Source organism: Mesorhizobium robiniae, assembly GCF_040545535.1.
GTDB classification, from domain to species: domain Bacteria; phylum Pseudomonadota; class Alphaproteobacteria; order Rhizobiales; family Rhizobiaceae; genus Mesorhizobium; species Mesorhizobium robiniae.
Genome location: NZ_JBEPMC010000003.1, coordinates 77,812 through 93,375 on the forward strand (window position 1 = coordinate 77,812; position 15,564 = coordinate 93,375).

The 15,564-nt window shown below is 64.0% G+C and carries 14 protein-coding genes; 10 read left to right on the top strand and 4 right to left on the bottom strand.

The window, feature by feature from the left end; genetic code table 11:
• Window positions 1–41 precede the first annotated feature (41 nt).
• Entirely contained in the window at window positions 42–1,496 is a 1,455-nt protein-coding gene (gene xylB / locus ABID19_RS08460; RefSeq protein WP_354489630.1) for a xylulokinase, read from the top strand.
• A gap of 35 nt (window positions 1,497–1,531) precedes the next feature.
• Here the strand turns inward: xylB and ABID19_RS08465 are convergent, their stop codons facing one another.
• Window positions 1,532–1,894 carry a nuclear transport factor 2 family protein gene (locus tag ABID19_RS08465; RefSeq protein WP_354489631.1) on the bottom strand — a complete coding sequence of 121 codons (363 nt, stop codon included), beginning with the start codon at window positions 1,892–1,894 and terminating at the stop codon, window positions 1,532–1,534.
• Window positions 1,895–2,007: 113 nt separating this feature from the next.
• On the opposite strand from ABID19_RS08465, the gene xylA reads away from it, so the two are divergent.
• Both xylA and ABID19_RS08475 read left to right on the top strand, forming a co-directional pair.
• The gene (xylA, locus tag ABID19_RS08470) at window positions 2,008–3,333 is read left to right on the top strand and encodes a xylose isomerase (protein WP_354489633.1); all 1,326 of its coding nucleotides are present in this window, start codon (window positions 2,008–2,010) and stop codon (window positions 3,331–3,333) included.
• A 185-nt stretch (window positions 3,334–3,518) separates the two neighbouring features.
• A complete protein-coding gene (locus tag ABID19_RS08475) occupies window positions 3,519–3,728 on the top strand; it encodes a hypothetical protein (RefSeq protein WP_095484432.1) in 210 nt (69 codons plus the stop codon).
• A 61-nt stretch (window positions 3,729–3,789) separates the two neighbouring features.
• Here ABID19_RS08475 and ABID19_RS08480 read toward each other — a convergent pair whose 3' ends face one another.
• Window positions 3,790–4,770: a GlxA family transcriptional regulator gene (locus ABID19_RS08480; protein WP_354489635.1), complete on the bottom strand. Its 981-nt coding sequence runs from the start codon at window positions 4,768–4,770 to the stop codon at window positions 3,790–3,792.
• Window positions 4,771–4,896: 126 nt separating this feature from the next.
• Here ABID19_RS08480 and ABID19_RS08485 point away from each other — a divergent pair, with 126 nt between their 5' ends.
• From ABID19_RS08485 to ABID19_RS08515, 7 genes are all read left to right on the top strand, one after another.
• Window positions 4,897–5,808 (top strand): beta-keto acid cleavage family enzyme, encoded by a 912-nt coding sequence (locus ABID19_RS08485; RefSeq protein ID WP_354489636.1) that lies wholly within the window; start codon window positions 4,897–4,899, stop codon window positions 5,806–5,808.
• A 28-nt stretch (window positions 5,809–5,836) separates the two neighbouring features.
• Window positions 5,837–6,466: an HD domain-containing protein gene (locus tag ABID19_RS08490; protein WP_354489637.1), complete on the top strand. Its 630-nt coding sequence runs from the start codon at window positions 5,837–5,839 to the stop codon at window positions 6,464–6,466.
• Window positions 6,463–7,560, top strand: a complete 1,098-nt coding sequence (locus ABID19_RS08495) for a 3-hydroxyacyl-CoA dehydrogenase NAD-binding domain-containing protein (protein WP_354489639.1) — start codon at window positions 6,463–6,465, stop codon at window positions 7,558–7,560. Before ABID19_RS08490 ends, ABID19_RS08495 begins: the two co-directional genes overlap by 4 nt.
• Window positions 7,561–7,565: 5 nt before the next feature.
• Window positions 7,566–8,729, top strand: coding sequence for an acyl-CoA dehydrogenase family protein (locus tag ABID19_RS08500; protein WP_354489641.1), 1,164 nt, complete (start codon window positions 7,566–7,568; stop codon window positions 8,727–8,729).
• A gap of 64 nt (window positions 8,730–8,793) precedes the next feature.
• Window positions 8,794–10,872, top strand: a complete 2,079-nt coding sequence (locus ABID19_RS08505; RefSeq protein ID WP_354489642.1) for an acetate--CoA ligase family protein — start codon at window positions 8,794–8,796, stop codon at window positions 10,870–10,872.
• Window positions 10,865–11,647, top strand: coding sequence for a carnitinyl-CoA dehydratase (locus ABID19_RS08510; RefSeq protein ID WP_354489644.1), 783 nt, complete (start codon window positions 10,865–10,867; stop codon window positions 11,645–11,647). The genes ABID19_RS08505 and ABID19_RS08510 overlap by 8 nt, the downstream gene beginning before the upstream one ends.
• 213 nt (window positions 11,648–11,860) lie before the next feature.
• Window positions 11,861–12,802, top strand: a complete 942-nt coding sequence (locus ABID19_RS08515) for an alpha/beta hydrolase (RefSeq protein ID WP_354489646.1) — start codon at window positions 11,861–11,863, stop codon at window positions 12,800–12,802.
• 5 nt (window positions 12,803–12,807) lie between these two features.
• On the opposite strand, the gene ABID19_RS08520 is transcribed toward ABID19_RS08515, so the two are convergent.
• Both ABID19_RS08520 and ABID19_RS08525 read right to left on the bottom strand, forming a co-directional pair.
• Window positions 12,808–14,466 carry an FAD-binding dehydrogenase gene (locus ABID19_RS08520; RefSeq protein WP_354489648.1) on the bottom strand — a complete coding sequence of 553 codons (1,659 nt, stop codon included), beginning with the start codon at window positions 14,464–14,466 and terminating at the stop codon, window positions 12,808–12,810.
• Between the two features lie 39 nt (window positions 14,467–14,505).
• Window positions 14,506–15,492, bottom strand: coding sequence for a Gfo/Idh/MocA family protein (locus tag ABID19_RS08525; protein ID WP_354489650.1), 987 nt, complete (start codon window positions 15,490–15,492; stop codon window positions 14,506–14,508).
• Window positions 15,493–15,564: the final 72 nt, after the last annotated feature.

Below are 15,564 nucleotides of genomic sequence, written 5' to 3' on the forward strand. Positions count from 1 at the left end.
TTTTCGAGATCCGAAAAAATTAATGACATTGGGAGGACACCATGTATCTCGGCCTCGATCTGGGCACGTCGGGCGTCAAGGCGCTTTTGATCGATGGCGGGCAGACCGTCATCGGCTCCGGCCATGCTTCACTCGACGTCTCGCGGCCGCACCCCGGCTGGTCGGAGCAGCGCCCCGCCGACTGGATCCGCGCCTGCGAGGAAGCGATCGCCGAGCTCAAGGCCTCCCATCCAGGGCAGCTCGCTGCCGTAAAGGGCATCGGCCTGTCCGGCCAGATGCACGGTGCTACATTGCTCGATGCCGGCGATCATGTGCTGCGCCCCTGCATCCTGTGGAACGACACGCGCAGCCATGCCGAGGCGGCCAAGCTCGACGCCGATCCGCGCTTTCGCAAGCTCACCGGCAACATCGTCTTCCCCGGTTTCACCGCGCCGAAGCTGGTCTGGGTGAAAAACAACGAGCCTGATATTTTCGCCAAGGTGGCAAAGGTCCTGCTGCCAAAAGATTTCCTGCGGCTCTGGCTCTCCGGCGAGCACATTTCGGAAATGTCTGACTCGGCCGGCACGTCCTGGCTCGATGTCGGCGAGCGGGACTGGTCATCCGATCTGCTCGCTGCCACGTCACTCGACGAAAAGCAGATGCCGTCGCTGGTCGAGGGCACCGAGAAGGCCGGCGGCTTGCGCAGCGAACTGGCCTCGAAATGGGGGATGCAGGCCGGCATCCCGATCGCCGGCGGCGCCGGCGACAATGCGGCCTCGGCTTGCGGCATGGGCACGGTCGGAGCGGGCCAGGCCTTCGTCTCGCTCGGCACGTCAGGCGTGCTGTTCGCGGCCAACGCGTCCTATCTGCCCAACCCGGAAAGCGCGGTGCATACGTTCTGCCATGCGCTGCCCGACACCTGGCACCAGATGGGCGTCATTTTGTCGGCAACCGATTCGCTTAACTGGCTGTCGGAGATATCAGGGAAAGGCCCCGGCGAGCTGACCGCCGAACTTGGCGATACGCTGAAGGCTCCGTCCGGCGTATCCTTCCTGCCTTATCTCTCAGGCGAGCGCACGCCCCATAACGACTCGGCCATTCGCGGCGCGTTTACCGGGCTTGCGCATGAAACCAGCCGCACCGTGTTGATCCAGGCCGTGCTGGAAGGCGTGGCTTTCGCCTTCCGCGACAGTCTCGAAGCCCTGACCAAAGCCGGCACGACGCTGACGCGGGTGACGGCGATCGGCGGCGGCTCGCGCTCCCTCTATTGGTTGAAGGCAATCGCCACCGCGCTCGGCCTGCCCGTCGACATTCCCGCCGACGGCGATTTCGGCGCTGCCTTCGGGGCGGCCCGGCTCGGCCTGATCGCGGCGACGGGCGCCGATCCGCTCAGAGTGTGCACGGCGCCGGCCACCGATGCCACCATCGAACCGGTCGCCGCACTAAGCGGCGCCTATTCGGATGCCTATCAGCGCTACCGGGCGCTTTATCCCGCGATCAAGGCCGCCACGGCGTGAGTGGCTTCCCACCCCCGCCGAGGCCTGAGATGGTCTCACTGTGCCGGAACCTTGTCGAGAAAGCCGGTGACGCTTTTCAGGCGGCCATTCTCGATGATGCCGATGTCGGTGCCTTCGATGACCGAGTCGGCACCTTCCGGTCCGAGATTCCACGAGAAACGGATCGTGTCGCCAAATCCGTCCGGCTTACCCTTCAGCGAAAACCGGAAGCCGACAAAACGCTGCTGAACGCCGTCGATCAGTGCGGCGACGCCGGCATGTCCGTCGCCCTGCATGATCGGATCGCGATAGCTGACGTCCTCGGTGAAGGCCGCCTTGAGCAGGGCAGTCCTACGCGCGGCGTCACTCTCATTCCAGGCGGTGATGTAGTTCTGGGCGATCGTGTTGAGGTCGGTCATGGTCTGTCTCCGTTGTTGAGTGGCTTTGACATGACCCTTTTCATCCAGCGCCAACGTGAAACCAATTACGCCTGAGGTAATCAGGACAGAAACATGCGAGAGGACAGACAGACATGACCAGCGGCTTTTTCGGTGACATCAAGACGATCAAATATGAGGGGCCGGATTCGACCAATCCGCTGGCCTACCGGTTCTACAATCCCGATGAAGTCGTTGCCGGCAAGCGGCTGGAGGATCATCTGCGCTTTGCGGTGGCCTATTGGCATTCGTTTGCCTGGCCGGGCGGCGATCCGTTCGGCGGCCAAACGTTCGAGCGGCCATGGTTCGCCAAGGCCGGCGGCACCGACACGATGGAGTTGGCCAAACTCAAGGCGGACGTCGCCTTCGAGATGTTTTCGCTGCTCGGTGCGCCTTACTTCTGCTTCCACGATGCCGATGTGCGGCCGGAAGGAAAAGACTTTTCCGAAAGTGCCGCGCGGCTCGACGAGATCGCCGATTACTTTGCGACGAAGATGAAGCAGACCGGCATCAAGCTGCTTTGGGGGACAGCGAACCTGTTCTCCAATCGCCGTTTCATGTCGGGGGCGGCCACCAATCCCGATCCGGATGTGTTTGCCTATGCGGCAGCGACGGTGAAACACTGCATCGACGTCACCAAGCGGCTGAAAGGCGAGAACTACGTGCTGTGGGGCGGCCGCGAGGGCTATGAGACGCTGCTCAACACCGATCTTGCCCGCGAGCAGGAACAGGCTGGTCGCTTCCTCAACCTAGTCGTCGACTACAAGCACCGGATTGGCTTCAAGGGCACCATCCTGATCGAGCCGAAGCCGCAGGAGCCGACAAAACACCAGTACGACTATGACGTCGCCACGGTCTACGGTTTCCTGAAACGCTTCGGACTTGAGAAGGAGGTCAAGCTCAATATCGAGCAGGGCCATGCGATCCTGGCCGGCCATTCCTTCGAGCATGAACTGGCGCTGGCCAATGCGCTCGGCATCTTCGGCTCGATCGACATGAACCGCAACGACTATCAGTCGGGCTGGGACACCGACCAGTTCCCCAACAATGTGCCGGAGATGGCGCTGGCCTATTATCATGTCCTGCAGGCTGGCGGGTTCAAGACCGGCGGCACCAATTTCGACGCCAAGCTCAGGCGTCAGTCGCTCGATCCGCAGGATCTTTTGATCGCGCATATCGGCGGCATGGATTGCTGCGCACGCGGCCTCAAGGCCGCCGCGCGCATGGTCGAGGACAAGGCGCTGTCGGGACCACTGGCCGAACGCTATGCCGGCTGGAACTCCGCCGAGGCCAAGGCGATGCTTTCGGGCAAGCGCACGCTGGAGGAAATCGCCGAGCGCGTCGTCAAGAAAAAGATCGAGCCGCAGCCCAGATCCGGCCGCCAGGAACTGCTCGAGAATATCGTCAATCGGTACGTCTGAGGTGTCGCACCGGCGGGTCTCCTAACCGACCCGCCGGCCCGGAACAGCTTTGCGCGAGGGCGGAACCGACGACAAGGTTTTGCCTCGCACGCCCCTCAATCGCCTCGCTCTTGCCTTCAAACAGCCGTCACGAATCTCGTATAGTGTTGTTGGTGGCGGGAACAGAAAGAAGGAGGCGAAACGATATGCAGCACGAACGCGAAATCGACGCCCTGCTCTCATCTGGCGAGGCTGGATCGATCATCGACCGGCTGATGGCGCTGCCGCATCCGAAGCACGGTGCGCGCAGTGCAAACGAATGGGATCGCGCGGTCGCCAGCCGCTTCGAGACCCACCTTGCGAGACAGATGCGCTCGCAAATCGACGGCAACAGCGACCGCCAGGACGCTGCCTAATCCACCTTTGTCTATGCATGTCGTTACCCCAAAACCGCTACACACTTTTGGGCGACATGCATTATCCCCGACGCAGTCTCACCGGCGCTTCGCCGAAAGCTCTTGAAAACGCCCTGGAAAATGCCGCGGCGGACGAGAATCCTGTCCGCCCGGCAATATCGGCCATGGCCACGCGCGTGTCGACCACCAGCCGGCGCGCGGCGCCCAGCCGCAGCCTGAGATAATATGCGCCCGGCGTTTCGCCGATCGATTTGCGAAAAATGCTTTCCAGCGTTCGCGCCGTCACCCCGGCGCGCTTTGCCACCGCGGCAATGGTCAAGGGCTGGTCGACATGGGTCTCCATCAGCCGGATGGCTTGCGCCAGTCGCGGATCGTAGCCGTCGAGGCGGCCGAGCGAGACCAGCGGCTGCGCATCGGTCGCCGCCCGCGCCTGATCGTAAATGAAGACACTGGCCACATCGAGCGCCACCGCCATGCCGAGCCGCGTGCGGACCAGATGCAGCATCAGGTCGAAGGTCGGCGAGGCGCCGCCGGAGGTGAAGACCGGCCCGTCGATGACGTAGCGGTCGGGGCGCACATCGGTGCCGGGAAAGGCCGAGGAGAAATCCTCCATATCCTCCCAATGGGTGGTGGCGCTGCGTCCTTCCAGCAGGCCGGCGCGGGCAACCAGCCAAGTGCCGGCCTCGACGCCGCCGCAAGCGCGCGCCGCGCGGGCAGCACGGCGCAGGCCAGCAAGCAGGGCAGCGGTTGCGTAGTTCTGCGTGCCGAAACCGGCGACGACGACAAGCATATCGGTAGTCTCAGTCGCATCGAAGCGACCGCTGACCGCAACCGGCAGGCCACATGTGGTGATCGGCGCCTCGCCGGTTACCGAAACCAGCCTGAAATCGAATAGCGTTTCGCCGGCAATACGGTTGGCGGCGCGCAATGGATCGACGGCCGATGCCACGCACATGATCGACGAGCCGGAAAACACCAACAGCGTCACCTTGAGCGGCGAGCGCTCGGCGCGAAAGATCGACGGTTTTTCGTTTTTCGTCACATGACCTTCGTAAAACGCAAAACAGTTTCCGGCAAGTCAGGCATTGTTGCCATCTGTTCGATGGGACCCATGTTTGATTGGGCGACATTTGATCGGGACTGTCTGTGCTGATTGGGAGGAAAGTCGATGCCGCTTGCGATGAACCGTGAGGTTTTCATTACCTGTGCCGTGACCGGGTCCGGCAGCTCGCAGGACCGCTCTCAGCATGTGCCGCGTTCGCCCAAGCAGATCGCCGATTCGGCGATCGATGCGGCAAAGGCCGGTGCGGCGATCGTGCACTGCCATGTGCGCGACCCCGAAACCGGCAAGCCGCGCCGCGACGTTCACCTTTATCGCGAAGTGACCGAGCGCATCCGCGCGGCAGACGTCGACGTGGTGCTGAACCTGACCGCCGGCATGGGCGGCGACATGGTGTTCGGTTCGCCGGAAAATCCGCTGCCGCTGAACGAAAAAGCCACCGATATGGGCGGCGCCACCAATCGCGTGGAACATGTGCGCCAGTGCCTGCCGGAAATCTGCACACTCGACTGCGGCACGATGAATTTCGCCGAAGCCGACTATGTCATGACCAACACGCCCGGCATGCTGCGCGCCATGGGCGGCATGATGACGGCGCTCGGCGTCAAGCCGGAGATCGAGGCCTTCGACACCGGCCATCTCTGGTTCGCCAAGCAACTGGTCGAAGAAAAGGTGCTGGATCCGGATGCGCTCGTGCAATTGTGCATGGGCGTGCCATGGGGCGCGCCCGACGATCTCAACACCTTCATGGCCATGGTCAACAACGTGCCGACGAGCTGGACCTGGTCGGCGTTCTCGATCGGCCGCAACCAGATGGCCTATGCTGCCGCCGCGGTGCTGGCCGGCGGCAATGTCCGCGTCGGGCTCGAGGACAATCTCTGGCTCGACAAGGGCGTGCTCGCCACCAACGCGCAGTTGGTCGAGCGGGCGGTCAGCATCGTGTCGAACATGGGCGCTAGGGTCATCGGCCCGGATGAGGTGCGCAAGAAGCTCAATCTGACGAAGCGCGCGCCGCTTTGAACAGGGAATCGGTAGGGAGGAGCCGCCAATGAAGACCGTGAAATTTACCTCCATGAAGGACGGCGACCGCGAGGATTACGCCTTCCTCACCGAGCATGAGATCGACTATGCGGCGAAGACCGGCGAACGGCTGCTCGACGCGCTTGTCCAGCTCGACGAAGGCCTGTCCGGCTATAAGATCACCCGGCTCGGCCATTCGCTGCAGGCGGCGACGCGCGCCTGGCGCGATGGGGCCGACACGGACTGGATCGCCTGCGCGCTGTTGCACGACATCGGCGACATCTACGCACCCTACAACCACGACGAATATGCAGCTTCGATCCTAAAACCGTTCGTGCGCGAGCAATGCACATGGGTGGTGGAAAAGCACGGCGACTTCCAGCGCCTTTATTACGCGCATCATCTCGGCGGCAATCCCCATGCGCGCGACCGTTTCGCCGGCCATCACTATTTCGACGATTGCGATGAGTTCTGCGAACGTTGGGACCAGTCGAGCTTCGACCCGGACTACGAGACGCTGCCGATCGAGTTCTTCCGGCCCTTCGTGCTCGAAGTGTTCGCGCGCAACGCCTATGACGCGTCGGTGATCCGCGCCGGCGAGCGCGTGCCTCTGATCGACCGCAAAACAGCCAGCAAAAGAACCGGAGCCTCCGCATGAGCATCATCACCAAGGCAGCCGCCGTCGGCGGCGGCGTCATCGGCGCCGGTTGGGTGGCGCGGCTGCTCTTGAACGGCATCGACGTGTCGATCTTCGACCCCGACCCGGAAGCCGCGCGCAAGGTCGGTGAAGTGATGAAAGGCGCGCGCCGCGCTTACAAGCAGATGCTGCCCGGCGGCCTGCCAAAAGAGGGCAAACTGACCTTTGCCAAGACGATTGCCGATGCCGTCGCCGATGCCGATTTCATCCAGGAAAGCGTGCCCGAAAGGCTAGACCTGAAGCACCGCGTGCTGGCCGAGATCGACCTTTATGCGCCGGCCAACGCCATCGTCGGCTCCTCGACCTCGGGCATCAAGCCGACCGACATGCAGGTGGCGATGAAGAAGCATCCGGAGCGGCTGGTCGTCGGTCATCCGTTCAACCCGGTCTACCTCTTGCCGCTGGTCGAGATCGTCGGCGGCCAACAGACCTTTCCCGAGGCGATCGAGGTCGCCAAGGAGATGTACGCCTCGATCGGCATGAAGCCGGTGGTGATTCGCAAGGAGATCGAGGCCTTCGTCGGCGACCGGCTGCTGGAGGCGGCATGGCGCGAGGCGCTGTGGTTGATCAAGGACGGTATCTGCACGGTCGAGGAACTCGACGACATCATGCGCTATGGCTTCGGCCTGCGCTGGGCGCAGATGGGCATGTTCCAGGTCTACCGCGTCGCCGGCGGCGAGGCCGGCATGCGCCATTTCATGGCGCAGTTCGGGCCGTGCCTGAAATGGCCGTGGACCAAGCTGATGGATGTGCCGGAGTTCAACGACGAACTGGTCGACCTGATCGCCACCCAGTCGGACGACCAGGCGCATGGCCTGTCGATCCGCGAGCTGGAAAAGATCCGCGACGACAATCTGGTCGCGATCATGGATGCGTTGTCGAAGCAGAACAAAGGCAAGGGCTGGGGCGCCGGCGCCTTGCACAAGGACTATACCAAGCAACTCGCCAAGCTTGCGGCGACGAAGCCCACCGCCTCCAAGGCGGCCGAAAAGGCCAAGGCGACCAAGCCGGTGAAGGCAAAAGCTGAAAAGTCGAAGAAAAAGAAGAAAGGCTGAAGACCATGGATTTCGGCCTTTTAGAAGAACAGAAGCTCATCGTCGAGACGACGCGCGCCTTCGTCGAGAACGAGCTTTACCCGCATGAGCGCGAGGTCGAGCGCACCGGCATGCTGCGCCGCGAGCTGATCGAGGAGATCAAGGCCAAGGCGATCGAAGCCGGGCTTTATGCCGCCAACATGCCAACGGAAGTCGGCGGCGCCGGGCTCGATACGGTGACCTGGCTGCTCTACGAAAAGGAGCTTGGCCGTGCCAATTATGCGCTGCACTGGACCTGCGTGGCGCGGCCTTCCAACATCCTTCTGGCCGGCACGCCGGAGCAGCGCGAGAAATACCTTTATCCCTGCATTCGCGGCGAGAAATGGGACTGCCTGGCGATGACCGAGCCGGGCGCCGGCTCCGATCTGCGCGGTATGAAGGCGACCGCGGTCCAGGATGGCGACGACTGGGTGCTGAACGGCACCAAGCATTTCATCAGCCATGCCGATCTCGCCGACTTCGCCATCGTCTTCATGGCCTCGGGGGAGGAAGAGACTTCGCGTGGAAAACGCAAGAAGATCACCGCCTTCTTCGTCGACAAGGGCACCAAGGGCTTTGCCGTGCGCGACGGCTACCGCAACGTCTCGCATCGCGGCTACACCAACGCCATCCTCGAATTCGACGATTGCCGCCTGCCTGGAACCCAAGTGCTCGGCGAGGTTCACAAGGGTTTCGACGTCGCCAATTCGTGGCTTGGCGCAACCCGCCTGCAGGTCGGCGCGACCTGCCTTGGCCGCGCCGAGCGGGCGCTTGGCCATGCCATCGAATATGCCGCACAGCGCCAGCAGTTCGGCCAGCAGATCGGCAAGTTCCAGGGCGTGTCGTTCAAACTCGCCGACATGGCGACCGAGCTGAAAGCCGCCGACCTGATGGTGTTCGAAGCGGGCTGGAAATACGATCAGGGCACCGTCACCGACCAGGACATGGCCATGGCCAAGCTGAAGGCCACCGAAATGCTTGCCTTCGTCGCCGACGAGGCGATCCAGATCCACGGCGGCATGGGCCTGATGGACGATCTGCCGCTGGAACGCATCTGGCGCGACGCCCGCGTCGAGCGCATCTGGGAAGGCACGTCGGAAATCCAGCGCCACATTATTTCGCGGGCGCTGCTGCGCTCGTTTGGGGCTTAGAGCATGATCCCAAAAAGTGGAATCCGGTTTTTGGAAAAGATCATGATCAGACGAAAAGATGACCATGCACAGACTTGAACGTCTCCTGCGTCCACGCTCCATTGCCGTCTTCGGCGGCGCGCAGGCCGCCGCCGTCGTCGCGCAATCGATCAAGATGGGCTTTGCCGGCGAGATCTGGCCTGTGCACCCGACCAAGGATGAGGTCGCCGGGCGGAAAGCCTATCGTTCCGTGGCCGAGCTGCCGGGCGCGCCGGACGCTGCCTTTGTCGGCGTCAACCGGCATTTGACCATCGAGGTGATCAAGGCGCTGGCCGAGCGCGGCGCCGGCGGCGCCGTCTGCTTTGCCGCCGGCTTTCTCGAGACCGAGGCCTATGATGAGGACGGCGAACGGCTGCAGGCCGAACTGGTCGCGGCCGCAGGCCGGATGCCGATCATCGGGCCGAACTGCTATGGCCTGATCAATTATGCCGACGGCGCGCTTCTGTGGCCCGACCAGCATGGCGGCATCAGGCTGGCCGAGGGCGGCCGTGGCGTTGCAATCATCACCCAGTCGTCCAACATCGCCATCAACATGACGATGCAGAAGCGCGGCCTGCCGATCGCCTTTCTGATGACGGCCGGCAACCAGGCGCAGACCGGGCTTTCCGAAATGGCACTCGGCCTGATCGAGGACGATCGCGTCACTTCGCTCGGCCTGCACATCGAGGCCTTCGATTCGGTAGCCGGCTTCGAAAATCTGGCGGCACGGGCACGGGAGCTGAAGAAACCTATCATCGCCATGAAGGTCGGCCGCTCCGAGCAGGCGCGGCAAGCGACGGTCTCGCATACCGCATCGTTGGCCGGCTCGGATGCGGCCTCGGGCGCCTTCCTGAAGCGGCTCGGCATCGCCCGCGTCGATTCCATCCCGGCCTTCATCGAGGCGCTGAAGCTGCTGCATGTCACCGGACCCCTGCCCGGCTACCGGCTGTCGTCGATGAGCTGTTCGGGCGGCGAAGCCTCTGTCATGGCCGACAGCGCCGAAGGCCGCTGGGTTAACTTCCCTGTTCTGACCGACACGCACCGCGCCCATGTCAAATCGACGCTCGGGCCGCTGGTTGCGGTAGCCAACCCGCTCGACTACCACACCTTCATCTGGAACAACGAGCCGGCGATGACCGCCACCTTCACCGCCATGGTGTCGGGCGGCTTCGACCTCAACATGCTGGTCCTAGACTTCCCGCGTCCCGACCGCTGCTCGGATACCGACTGGTGGGCGACGCTGCGTGCCTTCGAATCGGCGCTGAAGACCAACAAGGCGCAGGGTGCGATCGTCTCGTCGCTGCCGGAGAACCTGCCCGAGGAATACACCGCCGGGCTGATGGCGCGCGGCATGGTGCCGCTGTTCGGCATTTCCGAAGCCATGGACGCCGCCCAGGCGGCCGCCTTCATCGGCTGGGCATGGCGCCAGCCGCAGGCGCAGCCGATCGACACCTCCGCGTCCGGCGCGCCGGCCGGCGACCACATCACACCTGATGAGGCCGAGGCGAAAGCGCGGCTGATCGAGGCCGGGCTTCCAGTGCCCAGGGGCGAACGCGCCGGCAATGCCGTCGAGGCTGTGATCTCGTCGATGGCGCTCGGCTTTCCGGTGGCGCTGAAGGCTTTGGGCGTCACCCACAAATCCGAGCTCGGCGCGGTGCGGCTCAACCTCAGGGATGCCGAATCCGTCAGCACCGCCGCCCATGATCTCGACCCGCTCGGCACCGGCCTCTATGTCGAGCGCATGGTGCGCGACGGCGTCGCCGAGCTGCTCGTCGGCTTCACCCGCGACCCGATGTTCGGCGCGGTGATGACGCTCGGCACCGGCGGCGTGCTGGTCGAGCTGTTGCGCGACAGCGTCACGCTGATGCTGCCGGCGACACGCGACGACATCGAGGCGGCATTGCGCGGGCTCAGATTGTTCCCGCTGCTCGAAGGTTACCGCGGCCGGCCCAAGGCCGATGTTGCGGCTGCTATTGATGCGATTTCGGGCATTGCCGCCTTCGTGCAGCAGAATGCCGGCGAGATCGAGGAGCTCGACATCAACCCGCTGATCGTCTGCGCGCAAGGCAAGGGCGCCTGGATCGCCGACGCGCTGCTGGTGCTGGGAGAGAAAAAGAATGTCTGACGTCATCACTACCCGCCGCGAGGGCATCATCCTCGAAGTCACGCTCGACCGGCCCAAGGCCAATGCCATCGACCTGAAGACCTCGCGGCTGATGGGCGAGACCTTCAAGGCGTTCCGCGACGATCCGGATCTGCGGGTCGCCATCGTCAAGACCGCCGGCGACAAGTTCTTCTGCGCCGGCTGGGACCTCAAGGCCGCGGCCGGCGGCGACGCGGTCGACGACGACTATGGCGTCGGCGGCTTCGCCGGGCTGCAGGAACTGCGCGACCTCAACAAGCCGGTCATCGCCTGCGTCAACGGCATGGCGGTTGGCGGCGGCTTCGAGCTGGCGCTGTCCTGCGACCTTATCTACGCGTCGGATCACTCCTCCTTCGCGCTGCCCGAAATCCGCGCCGGCACGCTTGCCGATGCGGCGACGATCAAGCTGCCGAAGCGCATCCCCTATCATGTCGCCATGGATCTTCTGCTCACCGGCCGCTGGATGGATGTCGCCGAGGCGCATCGCTGGGGCCTAGTCAATGAGGTGCTGCCCAAGGACAGGCTCGAGGACCGCGTCTGGGAGATCGCCCGGCTGCTGGCCAGCGGTCCGCCGCTGGTCTTTGCCGCGATCAAGGAGACGGCGCGGGTCGCCGAGGCGCTCACCTTCCAGGACGCCATGAACCGGGTGACGCGCCGCCAATTGCCGACTGTTGACGCGCTGTACGGCTCGGAGGACAATCTCGAGGGCTTTCGCGCTTTTGCAGAGAAGCGCGAGCCTGTGTGGAAGGGACGATAACGTCGGAGATGATGGCGCGAGGCACCCCCCTCTGCCCTGCTGGGCATCTCCCCCTCAAGGGGGAGATCGGATGTCGCTAAGGCTTTCGCCAATCTTCTATGTCGCAGGAAAAGCGCCGAGCTCGAAGCTGCCAATCTCCCCCCTTGAGGGGGAGATGCCCGGCAGGGCAGAGGGGGGTGCCTGGGCTCGACGTTTGCAGTCGGCACCGCAACCATGACCGACTACAAAAAACTGATCGACGCCGAGACCTGGGCCTTCATCGAGCGCACCAACTCCTACTATCCGCCTGATACGATCGACTTCACGATCGATCAGCAGCGCGGCATCTACGATCGCATGTGCCGCGAGTTCTTTGCCGGCTACCCAGACAATGTCACGGCGGAGACCACCGCCATTGCCACGCCGTCGCATCCCATCCCGATCCGCATCTACCGGACGCCGGCGCCGGAAGCGGCGGCGATGGTGCTCTATTTCCATGGCGGCGGTTTTATCCTCGGCGGGCTCGGCAGCCATGACGATCTCTGCGCCGAGCTTTGCGCCCGCACCGGCTATGAGGTGGTTTCGGTCGACTACCGGCTGGCCCCGGAACATCTTCACCCGGCCGCTTTCGACGATGCCATCAGCGCCTTCGAATGGGCGGCGACGGCCTACAAGCGCCCGATCCTGCTTTGCGGCGACAGCGCCGGCGGCAATCTCGCCGCTGCGGTCAGCCATGCAACACGCGGCCATGCGCGAAGGCCGATCGGCCAGGTGCTGATCTATCCCGGTCTCGGTGGCGACCGCTCGCAAGGCTCTTACGTGACCCATGCCGAGGCGCCGATGCTGACGGTGCGCGACCTCGATTTCTACACGAATATCAGGACAGGCGGCGAAGACCGCACCGGCGATCTCACTTTGTCGCCGCTGGCCGACGCCGATTTTGCCAATCTGCCGCCGACCGTGCTGATCACTGCCCAATGCGACCCGCTGTCGTCAGACGGCGAGGCCTATCGCGACCGCCTTGTCGCGGCGGAGGGATACGCCTACTGGCTGGAGGAGCCGGGTCTGGTGCATGGCTATCTCAGGGCCAGGCATACGGTCGGCCGTGCGCGCTCGAGCTTTACCCGCATCGTCGAAGCGGTGTCGGCTCTGGGACGCGGCGAATGGATCTGGTGATGGATCTATCCCACCCCGCGTGACGCGGCGCGGCCGGCGCTGCGGCCGGAAAAAATACAACCGCCAAGAAACGTGCCTTCCAGTGCCGCATAGCCATGCATGCCGCCGCCGCCGAAACCGGCGGCTTCGCCGACGGCATATAGCCCTTCGATCGGTTGGCCCTCAGCGTCCAGCACGCGGCTGTCGAGATCGGTCTGCAAGCCGCCCAGCGTCTTGCGCGTCAGTATGTTGAGCCGGACCGCGATCAGCGGCCCATTGGCAGGATCGAGCATCTTGTGCGGCTTGGCCGTGCGGATCAGCCGGTCGCCGAGATAGGCGCGGGCGCCGCGCAAGGCGATGATCTGCATGTCTTTGGAGAACGGATTGTCTAGCTGCCGGTCGCGGGCGCGGATCTCGCGCTCGACCTGCGCCAGTTCGAGCAGAGGCTCACCGCCGACAAGCGCGTTCATGCGGGCGACCAGCACCGGCAAATCAGGCTCGACGATGAAATCCTCGCCCTTCTCCATGAACGCCTTCACCGGACCTGGAACGCCTGATGTGGCGCGGCCGAGCACCTGGCGCCAGCTTTTTCCGGTGAGGTCGGGGTTCTGCTCGGAGCCCGACAGTGCGAACTCCTTCTGGATGATTTTTTGCGTCAGGATGAACCAGGAATAGTCGAAGCCGGTGCTCATGATGTGGCTGAGCGTGCCCAGCGTGTCGAAGCCGGGATAGAGCGGCACCGGCAGGCGTTTGCCGCGGGCATCGAGCCATAGCGACGACGGGCCGGGCAGGATGCGGATGGCGTGGTCGGTCCAGAGCGGCGCCCAGTTCCTGATGCCTTCGACATAGTGCCACATGCGGTCGCGGTTGATGATGCTGCCGCCGGCCGCCTCGGTGATCGCCAGCATGCGGCCGTCGACATGGTCGGGAACGCCGGAGATCATGCGCCTGGGCGGCGTGCCGAGCCGCTGCGGCCAATTTTTCCGGACAAGCTCGGGATTGCCGCCGATACCGCCGGAGGCGACGATGACCGCTTGCGCCTTGAGCTCGAAATCGCCTGACATGTCACGCGAACTCTTGCGGCCGCGCTGGATATCGCTCGGCATCAGGATGTCGCCGCGCACGCCGTCGATGGCGCCACCTGTCCTTGTCAGTTCGTTGACGCGGTGGCGGAATCTGAATCGGATCAGGCCGCTCTTTTCGGCCTCGCGCACGCGCTGAACGAACGGGTCGAGCACGCCAGGCCCGGTGCCCCAGGTGACGTGGAAGCGCGGCACGGAATTGCCGTGGCCGACGGCATTGCCGCCACCGCGCTCGGCCCATCCGACCACGGGAAAGAACTTTATGCCGCGCTGCATGAGCCAGGAGCGCTTTTCGCCGGCGGCGAAGCCGACATAGGCTTCGGCCCAGCGGCGCGGCCAGAGATCTTCCGGGCGGTCGAAAGCGGCGGTGCCCAGCCAGTCCTCGAGCGCCAGATCATGCGAATCGCGGATGCGCATGCGCCGCTGCTCGGGCGAATCGACGAGGAAGATGCCGCCGAGCGACCAGAATGCCTGGCCGCCGAGCGACTGCTCCGGCTCCTGATCGACGATGATGACCTTCTTGCCGGCTTCGGTCAGCTCGGCCGCGGCGACGAGGCCGGCAAGGCCGGCGCCGACAATGATCACATCGGCATCGTCAGCCATTCTCTCCTCCCCGGCTCTCCTCCCGGCTTGACGAAATTGTCAGACCGTCTCCCAGCCTTCCTTCTCGCCGGCGCGGAAGATGGCGTCGATGACCTTCTGGTTGAGCACCGATTCTTCCAGCGTGAAGACACGCTCCTTGCCGCCCTGTGCCGCCCGCGCGAAGGCCTCGACCTCCAGCCGGTATTGCTGCATGCCGGGGAAGCGGAACACTTGCGCCTCGCTGTGGTTCTGGTTGTGCAGCTCGATGCGATGATGGTCGTAAATGCCGGCGTTGAACGGCGAAAGCACCTCGATGAAGCCCTTCTCGCCGTGGAACACCATCACCTGCCGCGCCGCCATCTGCGTCGACAGATAGAACGACAGTTCGAAGTCGCCGAAATCAGCGCGGATCGAGGAGTAGATGTCGGTGCCGAATGTCTTATCGCGCTCGATCGTCGCCTGGACGCGCAGCGGCTCCTTGCCCGTCGAAAAGCGCGTCGACACCGTCGGGTAGACGCCGATGTCGGGCAGCGCGCCACCGCCGAGGTCGAGCTGGTTGCGCATGTTCTTGGGATCGACATTGTAGTAGGAAAACGCGCCCTGGACATGGCGCAGCCGGCCGATGGCGCCGTTGGCGATCAGCTCGCGCACCTTGATCCATTGCGGGTGGTAGACGACCATGAAGGCTTCGCAGACCAGCACGTTTTTGGCGTCGCGCAGCTTGATCAGCGGCGGAATGTCCCTGGCATCGAGCGCCAGCGGCTTTTCGACCAGGACATGCTTGCCGGCTTCGATCGCCTTGGCGGTCCATTCGACGTGCTGCGCGGTCGGCAGCGGGATGTAGACGCCGTCGACGTCCTTGGATGCGAGCAGCTCGTCATAGGAACCGAAGGCATGGGGGGCGCCGAAACGGTCGGCCAGGGCACGGGCCCTCGACAGGTCGCGGCTGGCGATGGCGGACAGCACGCCGTTCTCCGCCTCGACTATTGCGGGCAAAAGATGCTCGCGGCCGATCTTGGCCGTCGACAAAACACCCCATCGGAACATCAGGTTTCTCCCTCTCGATTACAGGAATGGAGGTTTGCCCGAATTCAGGAGAAAAGCCAATGCGGAGCGTGG

What these genes read in the sequence shown, in the direction of transcription:
- ABID19_RS08475 (WP_095484432.1), top strand. Translation starts at nt 3,519, where the DNA reads ATGCAGCACGAACGCGAAATCGACGCCCTGCTCTCATCTGGCGAGGCT.
- ABID19_RS08490 (WP_354489637.1), top strand. Translation starts at nt 5,837, where the DNA reads ATGAAGACCGTGAAATTTACCTCCATGAAGGACGGCGACCGCGAGGAT.
- xylA (WP_354489633.1), top strand. Translation starts at nt 2,008, where the DNA reads ATGACCAGCGGCTTTTTCGGTGACATCAAGACGATCAAATATGAGGGG.
- ABID19_RS08505 (WP_354489642.1), top strand. Translation starts at nt 8,794, where the DNA reads ATGCACAGACTTGAACGTCTCCTGCGTCCACGCTCCATTGCCGTCTTC.
- ABID19_RS08520 (WP_354489648.1), bottom strand. Translation starts at nt 14,466, where the DNA reads ATGGCTGACGATGCCGATGTGATCATTGTCGGCGCCGGCCTTGCCGGC.
- xylB (WP_354489630.1), top strand. Translation starts at nt 42, where the DNA reads ATGTATCTCGGCCTCGATCTGGGCACGTCGGGCGTCAAGGCGCTTTTG.
- ABID19_RS08465 (WP_354489631.1), bottom strand. Translation starts at nt 1,894, where the DNA reads ATGACCGACCTCAACACGATCGCCCAGAACTACATCACCGCCTGGAAT.
- ABID19_RS08515 (WP_354489646.1), top strand. Translation starts at nt 11,861, where the DNA reads ATGACCGACTACAAAAAACTGATCGACGCCGAGACCTGGGCCTTCATC.
- ABID19_RS08500 (WP_354489641.1), top strand. Translation starts at nt 7,566, where the DNA reads ATGGATTTCGGCCTTTTAGAAGAACAGAAGCTCATCGTCGAGACGACG.
- ABID19_RS08495 (WP_354489639.1), top strand. Translation starts at nt 6,463, where the DNA reads ATGAGCATCATCACCAAGGCAGCCGCCGTCGGCGGCGGCGTCATCGGC.
- ABID19_RS08525 (WP_354489650.1), bottom strand. Translation starts at nt 15,492, where the DNA reads ATGTTCCGATGGGGTGTTTTGTCGACGGCCAAGATCGGCCGCGAGCAT.
- ABID19_RS08510 (WP_354489644.1), top strand. Translation starts at nt 10,865, where the DNA reads ATGTCTGACGTCATCACTACCCGCCGCGAGGGCATCATCCTCGAAGTC.
- ABID19_RS08485 (WP_354489636.1), top strand. Translation starts at nt 4,897, where the DNA reads ATGCCGCTTGCGATGAACCGTGAGGTTTTCATTACCTGTGCCGTGACC.